The sequence below is a fragment of the Vibrio sp. TRT 2004 genome, assembly GCF_050113735.1.
Lineage (GTDB): Bacteria > Pseudomonadota > Gammaproteobacteria > Enterobacterales > Vibrionaceae > Vibrio.
The window spans coordinates 91,512-116,168 of sequence record NZ_JBNJOH010000006.1; the positions used below are offsets into that span (position 1 = coordinate 91,512).

A 24,657-nucleotide genomic window follows, 5' to 3' on the forward strand; every position below is an offset into this window, starting at 1 on the left:
AAATCCCTTTCTACAGTCGTTTTAACGTTTATACTGACAGACTTAATCAGCGTAAAGTACTAATATTCAACACCATGCGTGTTACCAACTAAATAATTTCTGTAACCATTGTTTAGGCTGGCTATCACACTGCTGCTTCATTGCGCCATTGATGTCCCACACTGGCAATGTAAACTCGTTTCCACAATCCAAATCCAGACTACCCTGAGCCGTTTTAGCAAAACCAAGCGTACTGATTCCCTGAGGCCAAGGTAGGGTTAACTTTTCAGGAATACGGTGCTCTAGGTACTCAGCGTAAACTCGCAATGCACCACTTGAACCGGTTAACTTCGTCGGTTTGTTGTCATCTCGGCCTAACCAAATCGTGGTCACTTCTCGCCCATCGACGCCGACAAACCAACTGTCTCGAGTATCGTTACTGGTTCCGGTTTTTCCTGCTAACGCCGCCCAGCCAAACTGGCTGTTGAGATGACGCCCTGTTCCTTCCAAGACGCCTCGCTTCATTGCGTATGTCGTTAACCACGCGGCCTGCTGATCAACGGTTTGTGACACTTTCGGTAATGACTGGTACAGCACATTCCCTTCCAAATCAATCACGGACCGCAAGGCTGACAGCTGGGCTTGTTTTCCCGAGTTAGTCAGCGTTTGGTACATCTGCGCGACTTGAAATGGCGTTAACGTAAATGAACCAAGAAACATCGACGGAACCGGACGAATTTCATTCTTGTCTACGCCAAGTTTTTCCAACGTGTTGACCACATTGGCGATACCAACCTGCATCCCTAGCTCGACCGTAGGTACATTGAGCGACTTAGCTAAAGCGATATACAAAGGCACATCACCACGGAACTGACGGTCATAATTTCTAGGCGACCAGACATCACCTTTACTGCCTTTCAAGCTAATCGGTTTATCGTGCAGCGTCGTGGCCAGATTGTATTTCTCTGGTTGTTCCAATGCCGTGAGGTAAACCGCAGGCTTGGCTAATGAACCAATTTGTCGGCTGGCATTCAAAGCTCGGTTGAAGCCATCGTAACCGGTTCGTTTCCCTCCGACCATGGCTCGTATTTCCCCTGTGTGCCTGTCGACAGCGACAGCTGCGCCTTCAAGAGATTTACCCGCCACATCAGCAAGTTGCGGAATTTTCTTTGCGATTGCTCGTTCAAGTTCTTGCTGAGAAACAGGATCCAATGATGTAAATACACGTAAGCCGATATCTGACTGAAATGCATCCCCTGCCTTCTGTTCTAGTTCAATCTTCAACTGCTGAAAATAAGCGGGTTGGCGGCTGGCAATTTTCGGATTGTCCTGAATATCAAGGGGGCGACTTGCCGCCATATCATACTGTTCTGCCGTGAGAATGTTTTGCTGCATCATTAGGCGTAACACTAAATCTCGACGCTCTTTCGCACGCTCAGGAAAGCGCACCGGATTGTAGTAGGAAGGACCTTTTACCATGCCCACCAGCAGAGCAAGCTGGTCAATGCGCAGTTCTTGGATCGGCTGACCAAAGTAAAGTCGCGAAGCAAGACCAAAGCCATGAATCGCCTCGCCGCCACTTTGACCGAGATAAACCTCGTTCAGATACGCCTCTAGTATGCGATCTTTGCTGTAGCGATAATCCAGAATCAAAGCAATGTAGGCTTCTCGAACTTTACGCCATAAGGTTCGATCACTGGATAGAAAAATATTCTTGGCCAACTGCTGAGTCAGAGTACTGCCACCCTGCACAGTTCTGCCCGCCTTTACGTTAGCAACCATCGCTCGTGCAATCGCAACAGGCGAAACGCCATCATGTTGGTAAAAGTTGCGATCTTCTGTGACGAGTAGGGCATCCACCATGACTTCTGGGAACTGGTCTCGACGCAAAAACAGCCGCTGTTCATCGTGGTTTTTCTCCAACATACCAAGCATTTTCGGCTCAATACGTAAGTAGCCTAAATCGCCTTTCTTTTCTAGTGATTGAATGCGCTCTAGCTGGCTTGAAGAGAAATGGAGCATCACATGACGATCAGGCTCTGGACCATCACTAAATTCAAATGGTCGACGAATCACTTCAATTTTTGTCGAAGAAGAAGAGTACTCACCAGGGTAGCGAGGTTGGCGGACTTTGCGGTAATTGAGCACGTCTAACTCATTGCGCACTTCTTGAATCGTAATATCTTCGCCCGGAGCCAAGTTAAGGATTCGCGCATAAACCACAGTAGGCAAATCAAATAATTGCCCTTCAAAGCGTTGTTTAACCACACTATCTAGATAGATACCAACAAACAGCAACAAAGCGAAGCCAGCTAAGCCGACCTTCCAGCTAATGCCCCATAATGTTTTCAGCCACCTACGTTGGGGCGGCTTACTAGGCTTACGCTGAGGCGATTTCGCGCTTCGTTTACCAGATGGCTTCTTGGCGGTTGTGGATGTTTTTGCCTTACTGGTTGTGGTGGTATTTTTCTTGGTCATGAGTTCAATTGTCGTTTTGTTTTCGTTGTCGCTACATGGTTAGCGGGATCATCAGGCCAAACGTGTTTTGGGTAGCGACCTTTCATCTCTTTTTGCACTTCGATATAAGCACCCGCCCAAAAGCTAGCAAGATCTCGGGTCACTTGCAGAGGTCGCTGCGCCGGAGAGAGTAGTTCCAACACTAAACGCTTCCTGCCCTGTGCTATTTCTGGAGAAGCCTGCTCACCAAATACTTCTTGCATTCGTACTGATAACACGGGTTCCTGACCTTGCTGATAGCGAATTTTTTTCTTGCTGCCTGTCGGCAACTGGTAATGCGTTGGTAGCCATTTATCAATGTCTTGGTTCAGTGGCCAACCTAAATACGCCAATAACGCCGCTTCTAATTCGACTTTGCTTAACGCTTTAACCGATCCAATCCCATTGAGATATGGTTCTAACCACTGCTCTAAATTGTCTAACAGTGCGTTGTCTGTTAACTCCGGCCACGCTTGCTCTGGCAACCATTCTTGACCGCAACGCACTCTTTCCAGTAACTCAAGGCTGTGTGGCGTCCAATTTAATACCGAAAGACCGTTACGACGAATGAAATTAAGTAAAGCTTGCGTCATTTTTTCGCGAGGTGGCTCAGGCAATGCTTTCCTCTCTACCACTAAGCGACCAAGTTTACGCTGTTGTTCAGCAATAAGTCGCCCTTTCTGCTCATCCCAGTCAACAACCTCTTGCTCCACAAACAGATCGGGAAAGAGATTGTGTAAAACAAACATATCCAGTTCGACAGCAGAATAAATCATTGAAGAGTCAGACTGGCTGCGCATCAGGTCGATAACCACCAAATACTCACTTGCAGCCAGCTTTTCAACCTCTTGCAGTTCAGCACCATGTCCATTGGCAAGAATAAATCGTCCCTGCTGATGACTTCTCGCTTGGGCGATTCGGTCAGGAAACGCGGTGGCCAACAAAGGAGCCACCAGTGACTCATCAAGCGCCGCGAGTTCAAACCGACACCCAAGTCTATTGGCAAGCGTATTTGCACGTTGTAGAACGACTTTCTGTCGGCTATGGCGGCCTTCTTTTAAGCGATGAACACTATGCATAAAGTTAATCGTGTTTCGCTCAGGGTCTTCCAACAGTGCGACAACAGCAATTGCTGTCGCCTGTGAATGCTCGGCTCGGGCAATAAGGCTTGCCATTCTCGGATCTAATCCTAATATTGCAGCCAGTGAGCCTGATTCCGTCAGTTGGCCTTTTTCATCCAATAAGTTGAGCTGACGCAATAACCCTTTTGCCTGACTGATTGCGCTCGAAGGCGGCACATCCAGCCAGCTTAACTCCGCAGGGTTCTGGGTTCCCCACTGAGCCAACTCTAAAACTAAATTTGATAAGTCGGAATGAAGAATCTCAGCTTGGGGAACGTAGGGCTGTTGCGCGAGCTGAGCTTCGCTGTATAGGCGGACACAAATACCTGATTCGATACGTCCGGCACGTCCTGCTCTCTGCTCTGCCGAAGATTGGGAAATACGAACTTGCTGGAGCCTTGTAATACCACTTTTCAAATCAAATTTGGCTACTCGCTCCAACCCTGAATCGACCACCAGTCTGATCCCTTCGATTGTCAGGGAGGTTTCAGCAATATTGGTCGCTAACACCACTTTTCTTTTACCTTGTTGACAAGGTTCGATAGCGGCTTGCTGCTGTGCAAAATCTAACTGACCATATAATGGACAGACCTGAATATCGTCGGCGAGGTTATGCAAACGCTCTTCAACGCGTTTGATGGCAGAAACCCCTGGTAAAAACGCAAGTAAAGAGCCGGTTTCTTTCGCCATAAGAGAGGTAATCTGTTTGGCCATCAGATCCTCGAGTCGCTCATTTGGTTTCGCTGGCTGATAATGATACTCAACAGGGTAGCTTCGCCCATGAGATTCAATATAAGTCGCAAGGGGAAGCAATTGACTTAACGCATTTTGGTCTAATGTTGCAGACATCACGACCAGTTTAAGATCTTCACGCAGTGCATCCTGAATTTCCAAACAGAAAGCCAGCGCAGTGTCTGCATGGATACTGCGCTCATGGAACTCATCAAAAATGATCAAATCGATACCCGTTAACTCCGGATCCGATTGAATCATTCGCGTCAGAATCCCTTCCGTCACCACTTCTAACTGAGTATTCGTACTCGTTTTGTTCTCGCCTCGAACACGATAACCCACCCGTTGCCCCACACTTTCACCCAATTGGTTAGCCAAATAACGGGCGATATTGCGTGCTGCAAGCCGTCTTGGTTCCAACATAACAATTTTTCCTTCCACCGCTCGTTCGAGAAGCAGTTGCAAAGGAAAATAGGTCGATTTACCGGCTCCTGGAGCAGCTTTAAGGATCAATTGCGAGCTTGAGCGAACACCAGAGAGTAAATCTGGCATCACGCCTTGAATAGGCAGTTGTGACAATGGGAAGGCCTTATGGTGTAATGATGCAAATATTGTACATAAATCCAGTTGTAAATGAAGTTTGAACCTATACTTGAGCCTGCTGTCCTCATTAGGCGCTATAAACGCTTTTTAGCGGATATCACTTTACCTGATGGTAGTGAACGAACCATTCACTGCGCCAACACTGGCGCTATGACGGGTTGCGCCACTCCGGGAAATAAAGTTTGGTACTCGACCTCAGCCAATCCTAAACGCAAGTACCCAAATAGCTGGGAGTTGAGTGAGACGCAAGCGGGTCATCGCATCTGCATTAATACCGCTCGCGCTAACCAATTGGCAGTCGAAGCGATAAAGTCTGGGGTGATAACTGAACTTCAAGAGTACGACCAACTTCAAACTGAAGTAAAATATGGCAATGAAAATAGCCGGATTGATATCTTGCTCAACGCTAAAAATAAACCAAAATGCTATATAGAGGTAAAAAGCGTCACCTTATTGGATAAGGACAAATTAGGCCAAGGCTATTTCCCTGATGCAGTGACCACTAGAGGTCAAAAACATTTGAGAGAGCTGGCTCAGATGGCTCAAAATGGAAGCAGAGCTGTACTTTTATTCACTGTTTTACATTCAGGTATTGAAAAAGTATCTCCTGCCCACCATATAGACGCCGACTATTCACAATTACTTAAATATGCACAAGAACAAGGGGTGGAAATCCTGTGCTATAAAGCACAACTTTCACACCATGAGATAAAGCTGGTTAAGGCGCTAGATTTCAGCCATTAACAAACAAAAGTGATGTAACCTTCACATTGACAGTAAGTTTACTCACCAGTATTTGCCTCACAAGATTCTTTTTGCTATAGATACCCGCCTTAAAATAAACTGCGAGCGCAGTTGACTAGGTGTTAGTAGGAGATGCTGCATGCCAGAATCAAAGAAAAAAGCGCTAGGCATCCTAGCCATTGCAGGGGTTGAGCCATACCAAGAGAAAGCAGGTGAAGAATACATGTCACCTGAGCAGATGGCTCATTTTACAAAAATTCTGTCCGCTTGGCGCAACCAGCTCAGGGAAGAAGTTGATCGCACTGTACACCACATGCAGGATGAAGCAGCAAACTTTCCAGATCCAGTTGACCGCGCGTCTCAGGAAGAAGAGTTCAGCTTAGAACTACGCAACCGTGATCGTGAGCGTCGTCTAATCAAGAAAATTGAAAAAACTCTTAATAAGATTGAAGAAGATGATTTTGGCTTCTGTGAATCTTGTGGCGTTGAAATCGGTATCCGTCGTCTAGAAGCACGCCCAACGGCTGACCTTTGTATTGACTGTAAAACTCTTGCAGAAATCAAAGAGAAGCAAATGCAAGGCTAATTACGGCTTTGTTATGACTACTGAAGGGAGCCTTGGCTCCCTTTTTGGTTTGTTATACCTATTAGCGCAATAATACTATGAGTTACATCGGTCGCTTCGCCCCATCCCCTTCAGGACCTCTTCATTTTGGTTCACTGATCGCTGCGCTTGGCAGTTACTTTCAAGCAAAATCTAACCAAGGTAAATGGCTAGTTCGAATTGAAGATTTAGATCCCCCACGCGAAATGCCGGGCGCTAGCCGCCTGATTTTGGAAACGCTGGAGGCATACCACCTTCACTGGGATGGAGAGGTCGTTTACCAAAGTCAACGTCATTCACTTTACCAACAACAGATTGATCGTTGGTTAGACTCTGGCCAAGCGTATTTTTGCCATTGCACACGCAAGCAAATTAAAGAGTTAGGTGGCTTTTACACTGGTACTTGCCGCGATCTTAAACTCACTAGTAGTGAACAATGTGCCGTTCGTCTGCGAATGTCTCATCCCGTGTATCAGTTTGAAGATAGACGCCACGGTATACTCAACATTCCAACTGCTCTGGCAGATGAAGATTTTATTATAAAGCGACGAGATGGCTTATTTGCGTACAACCTTGCTGTAGTATTAGATGATATTGACCAAGGGGTGACGGAAGTCGTCAGAGGGGCAGATCTGATTGAGCCAACCGGAAGACAAATCACCTTATATCAAATGCTTGATGCTAAACCTGTAAACTATTTGCATCTGCCTTTAGCGCTTGATAATAATGGACAAAAATTGTCCAAACAAAATCATGCGAAAGCCATTGATAACCAGAATCCTAAGCCAGCACTCATCGATGCTATGACATTCTTAGGGTTTGATATTGATGAAGAAATTAGTACTGCGAGCTTAGATGAAATCATCCTTTGGGGGATAGAGAATTGGCACTTATCACAACTGCCTTCATCGACTGAGATCACACCAATATTCTCAAACCGCTCGCTGTAAGCTATTATTAGCCGCAAATTCGCCCCTTATGGGCCTAAGAAATTAAACTCAAGCAAGGTTGGCTTGACCAATTATTGCCATATGCACATGAATAAAAACGATTATACACCCGGCGAAACAGGAAAATTTTCTGAGCTCGCTCTAAATATTATTACTCGCCAAGAGCACAATATCTCGCGCAAACAGATCAGTGATAATGCATTGAAGGTGCTATACCGTCTTCATGGTGCAGGCTTCGACGCATATCTTGTCGGAGGCGGTGTTCGAGACTTGCTGCTTTCTCAGCAGCCGAAAGATTTCGACATCGCGACCAATGCAACCCCTGAACAAATCAGACAGCTTTTTAAAAACTGCCGTCTCATTGGCCGCCGTTTCCGTCTAGCGCATATTATGTTTGGTCGCGACATTATCGAAGTGGCGACCTTCCGAGGCCACCACCAAGAACCTAGTAAAAACGTTTCTCAGCAATCAAAAGAAGGCATGCTTTTGCGTGACAACGTCTATGGCACCATAGATGAAGATGCTGAACGCCGCGACTTTACCGTCAACGCAATGTATTACAACATCAGCGATTACTCTATCCACGATTACGCACGTGGTATCGAAGATTTAGAGGATAAACTCATTCGCCTGATTGGTGATCCTGATACCCGTTACCGCGAAGATCCAGTGCGTATGCTGCGTGCGATCAGATTTGCGGTAAAACTGGACTTCGATATTGAAGAAGACACCGCAGCTCCGATAGAAGAACTGGCAACATTACTGCAAGAGATCCCTGCTGCACGACTCTATGAAGAGTCCCTTAAAATGCTTCAGTCTGGCCATGGCCTAGAAACTTATCATCTGATGCGTGAATACAACCTTTTCCAACAGCTTTTCCCGACCATTGCTGAGTTCTTCACTGAAGATTACTCATCGCAAACTGAGCAAATGCTGGATCTCGTGCTCGATTCTACTGATCAGCGTATCGAAGAAGGTAAACGCATCAACCCTGCATTTATGTTTGCAGCCATGCTGTGGTATCCACTGCAAGAGAAAGCCAAACAGCTGATGGAAAAGCGCAATCTCTCGTTCTACGATGCGATAATGGAAGCAAGCAACTTTGTACTTGATGATCAAGTTCGAACAATTGCGATCCCACGCCGCCACACCGCGACTATCCGCGAAATTTGGCAGCTCCAGCTGCGTATGCCACGTCGTAATGGCAAACGCGCATTTCGTCTAATGGAACTTAACAAGTTCCGTGCTGGCTACGACTTCCTCGAAATGCGAGGTGAAGTGGAACAAGGTGAAACCGCACAGTTAGCCAAATGGTGGGAAACGTTCCAGAACGCTGGTCGCAATATGCGCCAAGCTATGGTGGCAGATCTTGACGCTTCAATCGAAGGTCAACCTAAACAGCGCCGTCGTAAGAACTACCGCAAGAAGAAGCCTAAGGCATAACAATGATCACTGTTTTTATCGCACTAGGCAGTAATCTTAGTGATCCTGTCTCTCAAGCGAATGCGGCAATTGATGCCTTAAAACAACTCCCTAAGTCCGAGTTTATCCAAACCTCATCGCTGTACAGCAGTACACCGATGGGGCCTCAGGATCAACCTGACTACATCAACGCAGTTGTCGAAATTAAAACCGAATTAACGCCTCTTGAACTACTCGATTGCACACAAACAATTGAACTAGAGCAAGGGCGTGTCCGTAAAGAAGAACGCTGGGGCCCAAGAACCTTAGATCTCGATTTGATTCTTTATGGCAATGAGGTGATTGATTCCGAGCGTTTGGTCGTTCCTCATTATGGAATGAAAGAGCGTGAATTCGTGCTCTACCCGCTCGCAGAAATCGCACCAAATTTAACCCTCCCATGTGGGACCAGACTGGAAGACTTACTTAAAGTCGTTGAGCAAAACGGTCTGCGTATTTGGCAATCATAGCCAACTCCTGTAAGGAAAAATCATGAAAAAAATTACTATTAGCGACTTGATGAAATGGAAGCAAGAAGGTCGTAAATTTGCCACTTCTACCGCTTACGATGCGAGCTTTGCTCAGTTATTTGAAAGCCAAGAGATGCCGGTGCTGCTAGTCGGTGACTCACTAGGAATGGTTTTACAAGGCACTCGTGACACACTACCAGTGACTGTCGATGATATTGCCTACCACACGCGCTGTGTGCGTGCTGGCAGCCCAAACTGCCTACTAATGGCAGATATGCCATTTATGAGCTATGCCACGCCTGAACAAGCTTGTGAGAGCGCGGCTGCTTTAATGCGTGCTGGCGCCAATATGGTCAAAATTGAAGGTGGCGACTGGTTAGTCGACACAGTGAAAACACTCACAGAGCGTGCCGTTCCTGTCTGTGCACACCTCGGCCTAACGCCACAGTCAGTCAACATCTTTGGTGGCTTCAAAGTTCAAGGTCGTGAGCAAGACAAAGCGGATCGCATGGTACGTGATGCACTTGCACTACAAGAGGCAGGGGCTCAAATCATCCTACTTGAGTGTGTACCGCAAGAACTTGCAGCGCGCATCACCGAAGTGTGTGAAGTACCAGTGATCGGCATCGGTGCGGGTAATGTGACTGACGGCCAGATCTTAGTAATGCACGATATGTTCGGCATTTCAGCTAACTACATGCCAAAATTCTCGAAAAACTTCCTTGCTGAAACGGGTGATATGCGCAGCGCTGTCGCTAAGTACAAGCAAGATGTTGAAAGCGGTGCCTTCCCTGACGAAGCACATACAATCGCCTAAGGAATGATAGCCATGCAAACTTTTGCTGAAATTTCCGCTCTGCGTGAGCAAATCAAACAGCACAAACGTGATGGCCGCAAAGTTGCGTTTGTACCAACTATGGGTAACCTCCATGAAGGTCACCTTACGTTAGTCCGTAAGGCTCGCGAGAATGCGGACATCGTTGTTGTTAGCATCTTCGTAAACCCAATGCAGTTTGATCGTGCTGATGACCTCAACAACTATCCACGCACGTTAGATGATGACTTAAGCAAGTTAACGACCGAAGGCGTTGATTTGGTCTTTACCCCGACTCCAGAGATTATCTATCCTCTGGGAATTGAGAATCAGACCACTGTTGAAGTCCCTGGCCTGTCTAATATTCTTGAAGGTGCATCTCGTCCAGGGCATTTCCGTGGCGTCGCGACCGTTGTCACCAAGTTATTCAATATCGTCCAACCCGACGTTGCTTGTTTTGGTGAAAAAGACTTCCAGCAACTCGCCATTATTCGCAAAATGACTGAAGACTTGGCTCTGGATACCGAAATCATTGGCGTACCAACCGTTCGTGAAATGGATGGACTGGCAATGAGCTCACGCAATGGCTTACTCACGATTGACGAACGCCAACGAGCCCCAGTTCTGGCACGTACGATGCGTTGGATCAGTAGCGCCATTCGTGGTGGCCGCGATGACTACGCGTCTGTAATTGAAGATGCCAGCGATCAGTTACGCGCTGCCGGGCTACACCCAGATGAAATCTTCATTCGCGACGCCCGTACACTTCAAGTGGTATCCGCTGAAACCACGCAGATCGTTATCTTGATGTCTGCGTTCTTAGGTAAAGCACGCCTGATTGATAATCAAGTGGTGGAAATCTCAGTTGAGAGCAAAGAAGAAGATCCGTCTGAATCGACTTCGATCTCGGCGGAATAACTAAATCTCCCCCCAAAAAAAGGGTTGGCATTTAAGCCAACCCTTTTTTGTTATCTTACTCTTTAGCTTCTCAAGCCAATTCCTCGTGTCACTAGATAATGTGCAACGCCGTATAGCAGGACGACAAAAACACCAAGAACACAGAATGAAGTGACTATACCGACATCAGAGACACCGAGAAAGCCATAACGGAATGCGTTTACCATGTAGACGATTGGGTTGATCTTCGACACCCCCTGCCAAAACTCTGGTAGCAAGCTGATGGAGTAAAACACACCACCAAGATAGGTCAGTGGAGTCAACACAAAGGTTGGAATGATCGAAATATCGTCGAAGGTTTTAGCATAGACCGCATTGATCAAACCGCCCAATGCAAAGACTACTGAGGTCATAAATACCGTTGCGATGATAATGCCCCAGTGATCAACTTGGAGATCAACAAAAAACAATGACACAAAAGTAACGATCGTACCAACCAATAAACCACGCACGACCCCGCCCATCACAAAGCCTAAAATGATCACATAATTTGGTACTGGCGCGACCAACAACTCTTCTATATTTCTCTGAAACTTCGCACTAAAGAAAGAGGAGGCCACGTTAGAATATGAGTTGGTAATCACCGACATCATGATCAATCCCGGGACGATATATTCCATATAGCTGAAACCATTCATTTCACCAATTCGCGAACCAATTAGGCTACCGAAAATGATGAAGTACAAGGTCATCGTAATGGCGGGTGGCACCAGTGTTTGTACCCAGATACGAGTAAAACGGTTAACCTCTTTAGTCAGCAGGCTACAAAATGCAGTCCAATATAAACGATACATATTATTGGCTCCCCACTCGTACAATACTGACAAACAACTCTTCAAGACGATTGGCTTTGTTACGCATCGACAGCACCTTAATACCCTGCTCCGATAGCTGAGAAAATATGCCATTCAATCCCTGAGTTTTCTCTATTTCGATCTCTAACGAGTCATTAGAAAAAATCTGAGTCTTCACACCCTGCAACTCTGGTTGTGCCGAGCCTTCTTCAAGATCAAGAATAAATGTCTCCACATCCAGTTTGCTCAGTAGCGCCTTCATGGTGGTGTTTTCGATCAGTTCACCTTTATTGATGATCCCAATGTTACGGCACAACATTTCAGCTTCTTCTAGATAGTGAGTCGTTAGAATGATAGTGATCCCCTGCTCTTGATTGATTTCTTTCAGGAACTCCCACATTGAACGGCGTAGTTCAATATCGACACCCGCAGTAGGTTCATCCAGAATCAATAGCTGAGGTTCGTGCATAAGAGCCCTAGCGATCATTAAACGTCGCTTCATCCCGCCAGACAAATTTCGTGAACGTTCGCTACGTTTTTCCCACAGATCGAGCTTAGATAAATACTTTTTTGCTCTCTCTTTGGCTACGGATTTTGACACACCATAGTAACCAGCCTGCTGAAGCACTATCTGTTCAACGGTTTCAAACTGATTAAAATTGAATTCTTGTGGCACAAGACCGAGGTTCTGTTTGGCTAGCTCAAGATCTTTATCAATATCAAAGCCAAACACTTTTACCTGACCAGAACTCTTATTAACCAATGATGATATGACTCCGATCGTGGTCGATTTTCCGGCACCATTTGGACCTAGTAAGGCGTAAAAATCACCTTTTTTGACATTTAAGCTAATGCCTTTTAGCGCTTCAAGTCCACCCGCGTAAGTCTTGCGGAGCTGCTCAATTTCTAATGCATACATAAGTTACGACTGCCATTGCTTTGCGTATTCGAAATTTAGTTTATCGTTGAATGACGATGATTACAATTAAACCTTTCGAATATTTTGGAAATAATATTTACCTAACTTAGCCACAAACAAAAACGCCACCGAACGAGGTCGGTGGCGCTTTTTTTACTCTAAAACATCAGACTTATATCGCTTCGTCCTGATGTTCATCACTTCCCACATGCTTCACTGCGGCTTTTAATGCTTCATAGCGGAATTTATAAGTGTTCCCTTCTGGCACTAAATCAATGACGTGGAATTTATCCAATTGTTGGCGTGTCTGTTCATTCGGACACAGCAAGTAAACCTGACATTTAGCATCCAATGCGTCCTTGATAGCGTTTTCCAGTGCCAGTCCCACCGTAACATCAATCATTGGTACATCGGTCAAGTCTAGGATCATGACTTCATAATCAGAAATGCTGCTATGTTGACGCGAAATTGCCTTAGATACACTGAAAATCATCGGTCCAGACAAGTAGAAAAAGAGAACCTTACCATTCGCTTTATCCAACAAGCCTCGTTCACTGTCGGTTAAAGGCACATCATCTTCATCTGCATCACTGATGGCTTTCACTTGTCTTGCTTGCTCACGGCTTAAACGCTCAATAATAATAATATTGGAGATAAATACACCCAGTCCGACAGCTGCAATCAAATCAACGAATACAGTCAGCAGCATGACACCGTACATGATCGCCATACCAGAAAAACTGACTTTGTGCGCGCGTTGGATAAAACTCCAATCTAAGATATTGAAACCGACATAGACGGCAATACCGGCTAGCACCGCCATTGGAATTGGCTCAGTCAAACCACCCGCGACAAGAACCACCAGTGCCAACATCAGAGCACGAATCACACCAGATAACGGAGAGCGTGCACCAACTTGGATGTTGGTAACCGTTCCCATTGTTGCTCCTGCACCAGGCAGAGCGCCAAACAGACCTGAGATCATGTTTGCCAAACCTTGGCCACGAAGCTCTTTATCTGAGTCATGTTCTTTACGCGTTAAGGAGTCACCAATGACCGCTGTCAGCAAGGTGTCAATACAGCCTAAAGTACCCAGCACTAAGGCATCGATCACCATCTCAGTAAACATCGCCGAATCAATCTGAGGGATCACCAAAGAAGGCAGTCCTGCTGGGATCTCACCAATGCGACGGATGGCATCGGTATCAAATAGAATGACGGAAAGTAAGGTCACAACGATCAGTGCGACTAATTGAGCTGGAACATACTTACGATAATGTTTAGGAAAGAAGAACAGAATCGCTAGGGTCAGCAAACCAAGAAACAGCTCGCTAAATCTCATGTTAGCAACCGTTTCTGGCAACGCAGAAAGCGTTCCCATTACGCCACCGGATGGGGCGGCATGACCGAGTAGTGGAGAGAGTTGGAGAATAATTAATATAACGCCAATTCCCGACATAAAGCCGGAGATCACGCTATATGGCATTAAAGTGACATATTTTCCAAGCTTCAACGTACCGAGTAAAATTTGGAATGCACCTGCCATCATAACAACAGTAAACGTCATTGCCATACCGGTTTCTGGGTACTTCGCCACCATACTGGTGAGTACCGCTGTCATGATAACCGTCATAGGACCGGTAGGTTCAGAGATCAGTGTGTTTGATCCACCAAACAAGGCCGCAAATAAGCCGACCATGATGGCTCCCCAAAGGCCAGCCTCAGCACCCGCTCCTGAAGCGACACCGAAAGCAAGTGCTAACGGTAAAGAAATAATGGCGGTTGTCACACCACCAAACAAATCCCCTCTGAGATTTATATCTTCAAAACGACTCGCGAACACAACTTTGCTCCATGCTTATTACTCAACATTACCCACAGACACCGTCGGTGGTGACGCCACTGTGGTTATGTATTGGCATTACAACGTCTTACTCTAAAGTCACATCCATCTATGCTCGTTCTTAGACGGCATAACCTTAGAATTTGTAGGCAAAAATGACGCTAAATGCTGCGAAATAGCGCTATTTACATCATGTTATCAAATGTTATCGAGTAGAGATAAGTGTTAATCGCATCCTATAACTCATACTTTATAACCATTTGTTAGGATAACGACTAAGTTTATGATTTTTGGCACTCAAACACGTCAGATGAGTACCTTTTTGGCCAATTTAACTAGGAAGGAAATTGTAACATTGTGTATAGTGGTGCAAGTATATTTTAAAGGTTGTGAAGAAATGCCGGAAATTAAACAGCTATTTGAAAACAATTCCAAATGGTCAGAATCGATTAAAGCAGAACGTCCCGAATACTTTGCGAAGTTAGAAGAAGGCCAAAGCCCAGGCTTTCTTTGGATTGGTTGCTCAGATAGTCGCGTACCCGCAGAACGTCTTACCGGACTTTACTCGGGGGAGTTGTTTGTTCACCGAAATGTCGCCAATCAGGTAATACACACCGACCTCAACTGCCTCTCTGTCGTCCAATATGCCGTCGATGTGCTCAAAGTTAAGCACATTATCGTTTGTGGTCACTACGGTTGTGGTGGTGTTAACGCTGCGATTGACAACCCACAACTCGGTCTTATCAATAACTGGTTACTGCATATTCGAGATCTCTACTTCAAGCACCGTAATTATTTAGATGCCATGCCTGTAGATAAGCGTGCTGACAAATTGGGCGAAATCAATGTCGCGGAGCAGGTTTATAATCTGGGTAACTCCACTATCTTGCAAAACGCTTGGGAGCGTGGACAAGAAGTCGAAATTCATGGCGTGGTCTATGGTATCGGTGATGGCAAACTCGAGTATTTAGGGGTTCGCTCCAGCTCTCGGGAGTCTGTAGATACGTCATACCAGAAAGCAATGGAATCGATTCTGAACTCAGAACACCATTTACTGTGTCGTTAAGCACAACCAAAAACGCCCGCTATTGAATGCGGGCGTTTGCTTTGCGTCACTTCACCGAGTTTTACTTACTCTTGAGGTACAACTTTGCCAATGTATGGTAGGTGACGGTATTTCTGTGCATAGTCGATACCAACACCAACAACAAATTCGTCAGGTATTTCAAAACCAATCCACTTCACATCCACGTCAACTTCACGACGAGATGGCTTGTCTAGCAGAGTACATATTTCGATTGATTTAGGCTCACGAAGACTCAAAATCTCCTTAACCTTATTTAGCGTATTACCTGTATCAATAATGTCTTCTACAAGCAGAACATCCTTACCTTTGATGTCGTCATCAAGATCTTTAAGGATGCGAACATCACGTGAACTTTCCATCGTGTTGCCATAACTAGAAGCGGTCATAAAATCAACTTGATGAGTAAGCTCAATCGAGCGAGCCAGATCCGCCATAAATACGAATGATCCGCGTAGCAAACCAACCATGACTAGATCTTCACTACCTTGGTAGTGCTCAGTAATCTGCTTACCTAACTCTTTTACTCGCTCGCTGACTTCTTGCTCAGAAATCATTACTTCTACTGTATGTTTCATACCAATCTCGTTTTTCACGTTCTCTGTACCAGGTCAATGAATGACCACTTACGTACAGTCTGATGCTTTAAGGGCGTAGTTTAGCACTAGCCAGCATCAAGGAAAAACGTTTGCCTAAAATAATGATCGATAAATTTAATGTTTCAGGTTGATCTTTAGCACGACATTAACAAAAGTGATTATAAAATAAGCAGAAATCGTTGACCTGACACATATGCACCATTACACTCATAGAGCGTCATGCAATTTATAAAATACTAAAATAGGGCAAAGCCCAGACAATTATATTAACAACTCATTTGGCAAGGAAATTAACTATGGACTCTATAGCTAAAAGACCGCGTACGCGTCTATCACCGCAAAAACGTAAGCAGCAATTAATGGAAATCGCTCTCGAAGTGTTTGCACGTCGTGGCATCGGGCGTGGTGGTCACGCTGATATTGCTGAAATTGCACAAGTCTCTGTCGCTACCGTTTTTAACTATTTCCCTACTCGCGAAGATCTTGTTGATGATGTACTTAACTACGTGGTACGTCAGTTCTCAAACTTCCTCTCAGACAATATCGATTTGGATATCCACGCGAAGGAAAACTTAAACAATCTAACCAACAATATGGTTGATTTGGTGGTTAATGACTGCCATTGGCTAAAAGTTTGGTTTGAGTGGAGCGCATCGACTCGTGATGAAGTGTGGCCACTGTTTGTGACTACCAACCGTACTAACCAGCTATTAGTAAGAAATATGTTTGTTAAAGCGATCGAACGTGGTGAAGTATGTGAACAGCATGAACCTGCACATCTGGCTACGTTATTCCACGGAATCTTCTATTCACTGTTTGTTCAAGCCAACCGAATTCAAGATGAAGTGGTTATGTCTCGATTGACACAAAGCTACCTTGATATGCTTTGTATCTACAACCATGCTGAGAATGCATAATTTTTACGAGTAAATGTTAAAGGCCTACCCTTTGTTGAGTAGGCCTTTTTTCTGTCTTGGCGAAATCGAACAATAAAAAAACCGCTGAACAATCAGCGGTTTTTTAGCGTCTCTACGAAAAATTACTTTTTCTTTTTCGCTTTAGGGTTTGGTAGGTCAGTGATAGTACCTTCAAACACTTCCGCTGCTAGACCCACAGACTCGTGTAGAGTTGGGTGAGCATGGATAGTTAGAGCGATATCTTCCGCATCACAACCCATCTCGATAGCTAGACCGATTTCACCTAGTAGCTCGCCACCGTTAGTACCAACGATAGCACCACCAATTACACGGTGCGTGTCTTTATCGAAGATCAGCTTAGTCATACCATCAGAACAGTCTGAAGCGATCGCACGACCAGATGCAGCCCATGGGAATGTCGCTGTTTCGTAGTTAATGCCTTCCGCTTTCGCTTCTTTCTCAGTCTTACCAACCCACGCCACTTCTGGCTCAGTGTAAGCAATTGAAGGAATAACTTTAGGGTCGAAGTAGTGTTTCTTACCAGAAATAACTTCTGCTGCAACGTGACCTTCATGCACACCTTTGTGAGCAAGCATTGGTTGACCAACAATGTCACCGATCGCGAAGATATGAGGAACGTTAGTGCGCATCTGCTTATCGACTTTGATGAAGCCACGCTCGTCAATTTCTAGACCCGCTTTCTCACCATCAATCAATAGACCATTTGGAACACGACCGATAGCAACAAGAACAGCATCGTAACGCTCAGCTTCTGCTGGCGCTTTCTTACCTTCCATTGAAACGTAGATACCGTCTTCTTTCGCTTCAACCGCTGTCACTTTCGTTTCTAGCATTAGGTTGAACTTGTTCTTCACACGCTTGGTGTAAACTTTAACGATGTCTTTATCTGCCGCTGGGATAACTTGGTCGAACATCTCTACGACGTCTACCTTAGAGCCAAGAGACTGGTATACCGTACCCATTTCTAGACCGATGATACCACCACCCATAATCAGTAGTTTTCCTGGTACTTCTTTCAGCTCTAGAGCATCCGTTGAATCCCAGATACGTGGATCTTCGTGTGGAATGAATGGCAATTTGATAGGACGAGAGCCTGCTGCGATGATAGCGTTGTCAAAAGTAACCGTTGTTGACTCACCTTCACCTTCTACAAGAATAGTGTTAGGACCAGTGAACTTACCGTAACCATTAACAATGTTAACTTTACGCATCTTAGCCATACCGCCAAGACCACCAGTAAGTTGGTTTACAACTTTCTCTTTCCAGATACGAATTTTGTTGATATCTGTTTGTGGCTCACCGAAAACGACGCCGTGTTCAGCCATCGCTTTAGCTTCTTCAATTACTTTTGAAACGTGCAGAAGCGCCTTAGATGGGATACAACCAACATTCAGACATACACCACCTAGGGTGTTGTAACGCTCGATAAGTACAGTTTCAAGACCTAAATCTGCACAACGGAATGCAGCTGAGTAACCAGCAGGACCAGAACCAAGTACAACAACTTGGGCTTTAATTTCTTTGCTCATTGTGACCTCTTGTAGTCATTATCCCTAACAGGCTGAGTGGGTATTGATTTATATGTTCAAGTCGATTTGTTTTAAACAGTTATTTTCAGACCGCCAACAGTTTACAGAGATGTTAATGGAGTGAAAAGTAAATCAATTTAGCCTGTGAGCTAGACAACAATTCGATGGGTAAAACCTTATTGAATCTAAGGTCTGCTATCAAATTGTCTGGTAATTATTATTAGCAGAGGCGGCTTAATTGCCGCCTCTTAATCGTCTATCGAATTAAAGAACTAGACGACGGATATCTGATAGTGCGCCATTTAGGAACGTAATGAAACGTGCACCTTCAGCACCATCGATCACACGGTGGTCGTATGATAGAGATAGTGGAAGTTGTAGACGCGGTTCAAATTCTTTACCGTTCCAAACTGGTTTAATTTCAGATTTAGATACACCTAGGATACCAACTTCTGGCGCGTTAACGATTGGAGTAAACGCAGTACCACCGATACCACCAAGGCTTGAAATCGTGAAACAGCCACCCTGCATATCTGCTGCAGTAAGCTTACCAGCACGTGCTTTCTTAGAAACCACCATTAGCTCTTCAGATAGCTCGTAAATGCCTTTCTTGTTCACGTCTTTAAATACAGGAACAACTAGGCCGTTTGGCGTATCTACCGCGATACCGATGTTCACGTATTTCTTCAGAATTAGGCTTTCACCATCTTCTGATAGAGACGAGTTGAACGCTGGGAACGCTTCAAGTGCTTTAGCTGCCGCTTTCATGATGAACACTAGTGGAGTGATCTTCATGCCAGAATCTTTCTTCGCTTCAATCGCGTTCTGCTCTTTACGGAATGCTTCTAGCTCAGTGATGTCTGCATTATCCCACTGTGTAACGTGAGGGATCATTACCCAGTTACGGTGTAGGTTCGCACCAGAGATCTTCTTGATACGTGATAGAGGTTGAACCTCTGTCTCACCAAACTTGCTGAAGTCAACTTTTGGCCATGGTAGTAGACCAAGAGCCGCGCCGTCACCTTTGCCAGATGCTGCTGCACCTGCGCCAGACTCAAGACGCTTAAGCGCTTCTTTAACGTAAGACTGAACGTCTTCTTTGAGGATACGGCTCTTACGACCAGTACCTTTAACCTTAGATAGGTTAACGCCAAACTCACGAGCTAGGCGACGAACAACTGGAGACGCATGTGCGTACTCGTTGTTTTCTTGGAAATCGCCAGCTGCTGCCGCTGGTGCTTCTGCTTTAGGAGCTGCCGCAGCAGGCGCTGCTGCTTGTGCTGGAGCTGCTACAGGTGCAGGCGCTGCGCCCGCCACTTCGCCTGCCGTTGTAGAGAAAATCATGATGAGTGAGCCAGTAGACACTTTGTCGCCAGCTGCAATCTTGATTTCTTTAACCGTACCCGCGAATGGTGCAGGAACTTCCATTGAAGCTTTGTCGCCTTCAACAGTGATGAGCGATTGCTCTTCTTCCACTGTATCGCCAACTGCGACCATGATTTCAGTCACTTCTACTTCGTCGCCACCAATATCAGGCACGTTCACTTCTTTTGCTGCAGAGGCTGCTGGAGCTGCTGCCACTGGAGCTTCTACTGCTGCTGGTGCCGCTGATGGAGCGCCGGCAGTTTCGAATACCATGATTAGAGAGCCAGTCGATACTTTATCGCCAGCGGCTACTTTGATCTCTTTTAGAGTACCTGCAAATGGTGCTGGAACTTCCATAGAAGCTTTGTCGCCTTCAACAGTCAGAAGAGATTGCTCTTCTTCAACACTGTCGCCAACTGCAACCATAATTTCAGTCACTTCTACTTCGTCGCCACCGATATCTGGTACGAAAACTTCTTTCAGTTCTGCCGCTGCTGCTGGAACTGGAGCCGCTTCTGCCGCAGGAGCAGGCGCAGCTTCAGCTGCACCCTCGGCTTCGACATTCTCTTCAACGAATAGCATGATTAGAGAACCAGTAGAAACCTTGTCGCCTTCTGCGATTTTGATTTCTTTAACGATACCTGCTTGAGATGCAGGAACTTCCATAGAAGCTTTATCGCCTTCAACTGTGATCAGAGACTGCTCTTCTTCAACCTTGTCGCCAACGCTTACAAGAATCTCAGTAACTTCAACCTCATCCGCACCGATGTCTGGTACATTAATTTCGATTGCCATTTCTTATCTACCTTCTCAATTAAGCGTATAGCGGGTTAGTTTTTTCAGTGTCGATGTCAAACTTAGCAATAGCTTCAACTACTACTGATTTCTCAACATCACCACGCTTAGCTAGTTCAGAGAGCGCTGCTACTACAACGTAACCTGCGTTCACTTCGAAGTGACGACGTAGGTTTTCGCGGCTGTCAGAACGACCAAAGCCATCAGTACCCAGTACTTTGTAAGACTCAGAAGGCATAAACGCACGAACTTGTTCTGCGTAGTTCTTCATGTAGTCAGTTGCTGCGATCGCTGGCTCTGTACCCATAACTTGAGCAATGTAAGGTACTTTGTCTTCTGCTTCTGGGTGCAGCATGTTGTCACGCTCTACCGCTTGGCCATCACGAGTTAGCTCGTTGAATGACGTTACAGAGAACACGTCAGATGCAATGCCGTACTCTTCACTTAGGATTGTTGCCGCTTTACGAACTTCGTTCATGATAGTACCAGAGCCCATCAACTGAACTTTAGACTTGTCACCAGCGTAAGATTCAAGCTTGTAGATACCCTTACGGATGCCTTCTTCCGCGCCTTCAGGCATCGCAGGCATCGCGTAGTTTTCGTTCATTACTGTTAGGTAGTAGAACACGTTCTCTTGCTCAGGGCCGTACATGCGACGGATACCGTCTTGCATAATAACGGCAACTTCGTATGCGAACGTTGGATCGTAAGAAATACAGTTAGGAACTGTGCCCGCCATAATGTGCGAGTGACCATCTTCGTGCTGTAGACCTTCGCCGTTCAGCGTTGTACGACCAGCAGTTGCACCTAGTAGGAAACCACGAGCTTGTTGGTCGCCAGCTAGCCATGCCATATCACCTACACGTTGGAAACCAAACATTGAGTAGTAGATGTAGAATGGGATCATTGGCAGATCGTTAGTGCTGTATGACGTTGCAGCTGCAACCCAAGATGCCATTGAACCTAGCTCATTGATACCTTCTTGAAGTACCTGACCTGATGTTGCTTCTTTGTAGTAAGAAACAATGTCGCGATCCTGTGGCGTGTAGTTCTGGCCGTGTGGGTTGTAAATACCGATCTGACGGAATAGACCTTCCATACCAAACGTACGTGCTTCATCACAGATGATAGGAACAATGTTCTTACCAATGTTTTTGTTCTTAAGCAGGATGTTAAGAGTACGAACGTAAGCCATGGTGGTAGAAATATCACGCTTCTGCTCTTCTAGTAGCGGCGCGAACTCTTCTAGCTCAGGAACTTGGAAGTCTTGAGTAAATTTAGGTAGGCGCTGAGGCGTGTAACCTTTCAATGCTTTACGACGAGCGTGTAGGTATTCGTATTCCGCTGAACCTTCTTCAAGTTTCAGGTAAGGAAGTGCCTTCACTGCTTCATCCGTTAGGATGTCTTGAAGACCTAGACGGTCACGTAGATGTAGTACGTGAGTCATATCCATCTTCTTAACTTGGTGCGCGATGTTTTTACCTTCAGCCGCTTCACCCATACCGTAACCTTTCACTGTCTTAGCTAGGATTACAGTTGGACGACCTTTAGTTTCTGCCGCGTTTTTGTATGCTGCGTAAAGCTTAGAAGACTCGTGACCACCACGCTTAAGAGCGAAGATTTCGTCATCTGTCATGTCTGCAACGAGTGCAGCTGTCTCAGGGTACTTACCAAAGAAGTGCTTACGTACGTACGCGCCATCTTTAGATTTAAATGTTTGGTAGTCACCATCTACAGTTTCGTTCATCAGCTGTAGAAGTTTACCTGTTGTATCTTTAGCAAGCAGAGCATCCCAGTTGCTACCCCAGATAACTTTAACAACGTTCCAGCCAGCGCCTTTAAATAGACCTTCTAGCTCTTGAATGATGCTGCCGTTACCCATTACAGGGCCATCTAGACGCTGTAGGTTACAGTTAACTAGGAAACATAGGTTATCTAGCTTCTCACGCGCAGCGAAAGACAATGAACCACGTGATTCTGGCTCATCCATCTCACCATCGCCTAGGAAAGCGTATACACGTTGAGCAGAAGTATCTTTCAAACCACGGCCGTCTAGGTACTTAAGGAAACGCGCTTGGTAGATCGCAGAAATTGGACCTAGACCCATAGAAACGGTAGGGAACTGCCAGAACTCAGGCATTAGTTTAGGGTGTGGGTATGATGGGATACCTTTACCGTCTACTTCTTGACGGAAGTTATCTAGCTGCTCTTCAGTTAGACGACCTTCAACGAATGCACGAGAGTAGATACCCGGTGAAATGTGACCTTGGTAGTAAACTAGATCGCCACCGTCCGTCTCGTTTGGAGCGCGGAAGAAGTGGTTGAAACATACTTCGTAGAATGCAGCAGAAGACTGGAAAGACGCCATGTGGCCGCCTAACTCAAGGTCTTTCTTAGATGCACGTAGAACGATCATGATTGCGTTCCAGCGGATGATAGAACGAATACGGCGCTCAAGTGTTGTGTCACCTGGGTAAGCGGGTTCTTGGTCTGCAGGAATCGTGTTGATGTAGTTAGTTGTGATACCTGTTGGCATATCAACACCGTCTAGACGTGCTTTGTCTAGAACTTGCTCTAATAGGAACTGAGCACGCTCTACACCTTCTTCACGTACAACTGACTCAAGTGCTTGAAGCCATTCTTGAGTTTCCAGTGCATCTACGTCATGCTTCATATCAGACATGGCGATCTATCCTTCTATTGGTTGGATCTACTTATTTAAGTAACCGTTTCTTGTTTAAAGAATCGTTACCTTGCTGAATTCGACGCAAAGAGCGCTCTCTGCGTGACTCTTCACGAGTCAAATCCAACAATGTTTCTTCGATATAAGCTAAGTGTGAGTGTGACATTTCACGTGCCTTTTCCGGCTGACCCGAAACAATCGCATCCACAATATTAGCTCGGTGTTTACTTACTTTCTCGACCACTTCATCGCGGCGATGTAAGAGCTTTAAATTCTGTAAGACGTTTTGCTCAAGCAAAGGAGCCAAACTACGAACAATATGCAGCAACACTACGTTGTGTGCAGCTTCCGTTAAAGCAATCAAAAACTGCATAACAGCTACAGCTTCCGCTTCGACATTTTTCTTCGTTTGCTCTTCGCTGATGTTTTTCAGGCAAGCCTGAATACGCGCAAAGTCTTCCTCGGTTCCACGAACTGCTGCAAAGTAAGCCGCAATACCTTCCATCGCATGGCGAGTTTCCAGTAAGTCCAGCTGAGTTTCAGAGTGGCTAGACAATAAATTTAGCAGAGGATCAGAAAAGCTTGTCCAAATACTCTCGCTAACAAATGTGCCGCCGCCCTGACGACGAGTAAGAAGACGCTTAGCTTCTAGGCGTTGAATCGCTTCACGGATTGAAGGACGTGAGACATCGAACTGCTTCGCTAACTCACGCTCTGGTGGCAACTGCTGCCCCGGAGACAATGTTCCTTCCACTATCAGCCTTTCCAATTCTTGTTCAATGACATCAGAAAGTTTTGGCTGACGAATCCTTTGATAAGCCATAGTTGTTTTTCTTCTACTCTTTGCAGTCAATTGGTATTACCAATTTCAAGTTGGCAGGAAAATTAACATAATTAAAACGCAAGTTCCAGTCAAAAATTGACCCAAATCATAGAACAGCCCTTACATCAACACTTTGATAACAATAGCTGATTAAAACAGCAATTAAATTGGTCAGACCAATTACAATTTATAAACAGATGGGCATGTAACGTGCTAGGGGTCACAGTTTATCTTTTTAGTTTTAAAAGAATATGAATGGGATGTGTCGCGAAAAGACAGCGAGAAGCGAGAAGCGAGAAGCGAGAAGCGAGAAGCGAGAAGCGAGAAGCGAGAAGCGAGAAGCGAGAAGCGAGA

19 protein-coding genes are annotated in these 24,657 nt (G+C 45.5%); 9 read left to right on the forward strand and 10 right to left on the reverse strand.

Features of this window, described 5'->3' with window-relative positions; genetic code table 11:
- Nucleotides 1–81: 81 nt before the first annotated feature.
- Nucleotides 82–2,457, reverse strand: a complete 2,376-nt coding sequence (mrcB, locus tag ACQEXR_RS04470; protein ID WP_331416897.1) for a penicillin-binding protein 1B — start codon at nucleotides 2,455–2,457, stop codon at nucleotides 82–84.
- The gene (gene hrpB / locus ACQEXR_RS04475; protein ID WP_427019817.1) at nucleotides 2,454–4,907 is read right to left on the reverse strand and encodes an ATP-dependent helicase HrpB; all 2,454 of its coding nucleotides are present in this window, start codon (nucleotides 4,905–4,907) and stop codon (nucleotides 2,454–2,456) included. The genes mrcB and hrpB overlap by 4 nt, the downstream gene beginning before the upstream one ends.
- Before the next feature lie 54 nt (nucleotides 4,908–4,961).
- Between hrpB and sfsA the strand changes: the two genes are divergently transcribed.
- The 7 genes from sfsA to panC all read left to right on the forward strand — a co-directional run bounded on the left by sfsA (nucleotide 4,962) and on the right by panC (nucleotide 10,892).
- The gene (gene sfsA / locus ACQEXR_RS04480; protein WP_427019818.1) at nucleotides 4,962–5,675 is read left to right on the forward strand and encodes a DNA/RNA nuclease SfsA; all 714 of its coding nucleotides are present in this window, start codon (nucleotides 4,962–4,964) and stop codon (nucleotides 5,673–5,675) included.
- Nucleotides 5,676–5,814: 139 nt separating this feature from the next.
- Complete coding sequence (gene dksA, locus ACQEXR_RS04485) at nucleotides 5,815–6,261, forward strand: RNA polymerase-binding protein DksA (protein ID WP_006878271.1); 447 nt, start codon at nucleotides 5,815–5,817, stop codon at nucleotides 6,259–6,261.
- A 77-nt stretch (nucleotides 6,262–6,338) separates the two neighbouring features.
- Nucleotides 6,339–7,229, forward strand: a complete 891-nt coding sequence (gene gluQRS / locus ACQEXR_RS04490) for a tRNA glutamyl-Q(34) synthetase GluQRS (RefSeq protein ID WP_427019819.1) — start codon at nucleotides 6,339–6,341, stop codon at nucleotides 7,227–7,229.
- An 81-nt stretch (nucleotides 7,230–7,310) separates the two neighbouring features.
- Nucleotides 7,311–8,672 carry a polynucleotide adenylyltransferase PcnB gene (pcnB, locus tag ACQEXR_RS04495; protein WP_427019820.1) on the forward strand — a complete coding sequence of 454 codons (1,362 nt, stop codon included), beginning with the start codon at nucleotides 7,311–7,313 and terminating at the stop codon, nucleotides 8,670–8,672.
- Between the two features lie 2 nt (nucleotides 8,673–8,674).
- Complete coding sequence (folK, locus tag ACQEXR_RS04500) at nucleotides 8,675–9,160, forward strand: 2-amino-4-hydroxy-6-hydroxymethyldihydropteridine diphosphokinase (protein ID WP_138973109.1); 486 nt, start codon at nucleotides 8,675–8,677, stop codon at nucleotides 9,158–9,160.
- 22 nt (nucleotides 9,161–9,182) lie between these two features.
- On the forward strand, nucleotides 9,183–9,977 hold the full coding sequence (panB, locus tag ACQEXR_RS04505; protein ID WP_138973110.1) for a 3-methyl-2-oxobutanoate hydroxymethyltransferase: 795 nt from the start codon (nucleotides 9,183–9,185) through the stop codon (nucleotides 9,975–9,977).
- A 12-nt stretch (nucleotides 9,978–9,989) separates the two neighbouring features.
- Nucleotides 9,990–10,892, forward strand: a complete 903-nt coding sequence (gene panC, locus ACQEXR_RS04510) for a pantoate--beta-alanine ligase (RefSeq protein ID WP_427019821.1) — start codon at nucleotides 9,990–9,992, stop codon at nucleotides 10,890–10,892.
- A gap of 62 nt (nucleotides 10,893–10,954) precedes the next feature.
- Here panC and ACQEXR_RS04515 read toward each other — a convergent pair whose 3' ends face one another.
- From ACQEXR_RS04515 to ACQEXR_RS04525, 3 genes are all read right to left on the reverse strand, one after another.
- Nucleotides 10,955–11,725, reverse strand: a complete 771-nt coding sequence (locus ACQEXR_RS04515) for an ABC transporter permease (protein ID WP_427019822.1) — start codon at nucleotides 11,723–11,725, stop codon at nucleotides 10,955–10,957.
- A 1-nt stretch (nucleotide 11,726) separates the two neighbouring features.
- Nucleotides 11,727–12,644 (reverse strand): ABC transporter ATP-binding protein, encoded by a 918-nt coding sequence (locus ACQEXR_RS04520; RefSeq protein ID WP_427019823.1) that lies wholly within the window; start codon nucleotides 12,642–12,644, stop codon nucleotides 11,727–11,729.
- 172 nt (nucleotides 12,645–12,816) lie between these two features.
- A complete protein-coding gene (locus ACQEXR_RS04525) occupies nucleotides 12,817–14,487 on the reverse strand; it encodes a SulP family inorganic anion transporter (protein WP_427019824.1) in 1,671 nt (556 codons plus the stop codon).
- Between the two features lie 397 nt (nucleotides 14,488–14,884).
- Here ACQEXR_RS04525 and can point away from each other — a divergent pair, with 397 nt between their 5' ends.
- Nucleotides 14,885–15,553, forward strand: a complete 669-nt coding sequence (gene can, locus ACQEXR_RS04530; RefSeq protein ID WP_427019825.1) for a carbonate dehydratase — start codon at nucleotides 14,885–14,887, stop codon at nucleotides 15,551–15,553.
- Between the two features lie 65 nt (nucleotides 15,554–15,618).
- On the opposite strand, the gene hpt is transcribed toward can, so the two are convergent.
- Nucleotides 15,619–16,149, reverse strand: coding sequence for a hypoxanthine phosphoribosyltransferase (hpt, locus tag ACQEXR_RS04535; RefSeq protein ID WP_138973116.1), 531 nt, complete (start codon nucleotides 16,147–16,149; stop codon nucleotides 15,619–15,621).
- A 317-nt stretch (nucleotides 16,150–16,466) separates the two neighbouring features.
- On the opposite strand from hpt, the gene ACQEXR_RS04540 reads away from it, so the two are divergent.
- Entirely contained in the window at nucleotides 16,467–17,087 is a 621-nt protein-coding gene (locus ACQEXR_RS04540; RefSeq protein ID WP_331427989.1) for a LuxR/HapR/OpaR family quorum-sensing transcriptional regulator, read from the forward strand.
- A 122-nt stretch (nucleotides 17,088–17,209) separates the two neighbouring features.
- On the opposite strand, the gene lpdA is transcribed toward ACQEXR_RS04540, so the two are convergent.
- The 4 genes from lpdA to pdhR all read right to left on the reverse strand — a co-directional run bounded on the left by lpdA (nucleotide 17,210) and on the right by pdhR (nucleotide 24,303).
- Nucleotides 17,210–18,637 carry a dihydrolipoyl dehydrogenase gene (gene lpdA, locus ACQEXR_RS04545; protein ID WP_138973118.1) on the reverse strand — a complete coding sequence of 476 codons (1,428 nt, stop codon included), beginning with the start codon at nucleotides 18,635–18,637 and terminating at the stop codon, nucleotides 17,210–17,212.
- Between the two features lie 264 nt (nucleotides 18,638–18,901).
- A complete protein-coding gene (aceF, locus tag ACQEXR_RS04550) occupies nucleotides 18,902–20,797 on the reverse strand; it encodes a pyruvate dehydrogenase complex dihydrolipoyllysine-residue acetyltransferase (RefSeq protein ID WP_426951144.1) in 1,896 nt (631 codons plus the stop codon).
- A 19-nt stretch (nucleotides 20,798–20,816) separates the two neighbouring features.
- On the reverse strand, nucleotides 20,817–23,480 hold the full coding sequence (aceE, locus tag ACQEXR_RS04555; RefSeq protein ID WP_269377463.1) for a pyruvate dehydrogenase (acetyl-transferring), homodimeric type: 2,664 nt from the start codon (nucleotides 23,478–23,480) through the stop codon (nucleotides 20,817–20,819).
- A gap of 31 nt (nucleotides 23,481–23,511) precedes the next feature.
- Nucleotides 23,512–24,303: a pyruvate dehydrogenase complex transcriptional repressor PdhR gene (gene pdhR / locus ACQEXR_RS04560; protein WP_138973121.1), complete on the reverse strand. Its 792-nt coding sequence runs from the start codon at nucleotides 24,301–24,303 to the stop codon at nucleotides 23,512–23,514.
- Nucleotides 24,304–24,657: the final 354 nt, after the last annotated feature.

What these genes read in the sequence shown, in the direction of transcription:
- mrcB (WP_331416897.1), bottom strand. Translation starts at nt 2,457, where the DNA reads ATGACCAAGAAAAATACCACCACAACCAGTAAGGCAAAAACATCCACA.
- sfsA (WP_427019818.1), top strand. Translation starts at nt 4,962, where the DNA reads ATGAAGTTTGAACCTATACTTGAGCCTGCTGTCCTCATTAGGCGCTAT.
- dksA (WP_006878271.1), top strand. Translation starts at nt 5,815, where the DNA reads ATGCCAGAATCAAAGAAAAAAGCGCTAGGCATCCTAGCCATTGCAGGG.
- gluQRS (WP_427019819.1), top strand. Translation starts at nt 6,339, where the DNA reads ATGAGTTACATCGGTCGCTTCGCCCCATCCCCTTCAGGACCTCTTCAT.
- pcnB (WP_427019820.1), top strand. Translation starts at nt 7,311, where the DNA reads ATGCACATGAATAAAAACGATTATACACCCGGCGAAACAGGAAAATTT.
- folK (WP_138973109.1), top strand. Translation starts at nt 8,675, where the DNA reads ATGATCACTGTTTTTATCGCACTAGGCAGTAATCTTAGTGATCCTGTC.
- panB (WP_138973110.1), top strand. Translation starts at nt 9,183, where the DNA reads ATGAAAAAAATTACTATTAGCGACTTGATGAAATGGAAGCAAGAAGGT.
- panC (WP_427019821.1), top strand. Translation starts at nt 9,990, where the DNA reads ATGCAAACTTTTGCTGAAATTTCCGCTCTGCGTGAGCAAATCAAACAG.
- ACQEXR_RS04515 (WP_427019822.1), bottom strand. Translation starts at nt 11,725, where the DNA reads ATGTATCGTTTATATTGGACTGCATTTTGTAGCCTGCTGACTAAAGAG.
- ACQEXR_RS04520 (WP_427019823.1), bottom strand. Translation starts at nt 12,644, where the DNA reads ATGTATGCATTAGAAATTGAGCAGCTCCGCAAGACTTACGCGGGTGGA.
- can (WP_427019825.1), top strand. Translation starts at nt 14,885, where the DNA reads ATGCCGGAAATTAAACAGCTATTTGAAAACAATTCCAAATGGTCAGAA.
- hpt (WP_138973116.1), bottom strand. Translation starts at nt 16,149, where the DNA reads ATGAAACATACAGTAGAAGTAATGATTTCTGAGCAAGAAGTCAGCGAG.
- ACQEXR_RS04540 (WP_331427989.1), top strand. Translation starts at nt 16,467, where the DNA reads ATGGACTCTATAGCTAAAAGACCGCGTACGCGTCTATCACCGCAAAAA.
- lpdA (WP_138973118.1), bottom strand. Translation starts at nt 18,637, where the DNA reads ATGAGCAAAGAAATTAAAGCCCAAGTTGTTGTACTTGGTTCTGGTCCT.
- aceF (WP_426951144.1), bottom strand. Translation starts at nt 20,797, where the DNA reads ATGGCAATCGAAATTAATGTACCAGACATCGGTGCGGATGAGGTTGAA.
- aceE (WP_269377463.1), bottom strand. Translation starts at nt 23,480, where the DNA reads ATGTCTGATATGAAGCATGACGTAGATGCACTGGAAACTCAAGAATGG.
- pdhR (WP_138973121.1), bottom strand. Translation starts at nt 24,303, where the DNA reads ATGGCTTATCAAAGGATTCGTCAGCCAAAACTTTCTGATGTCATTGAA.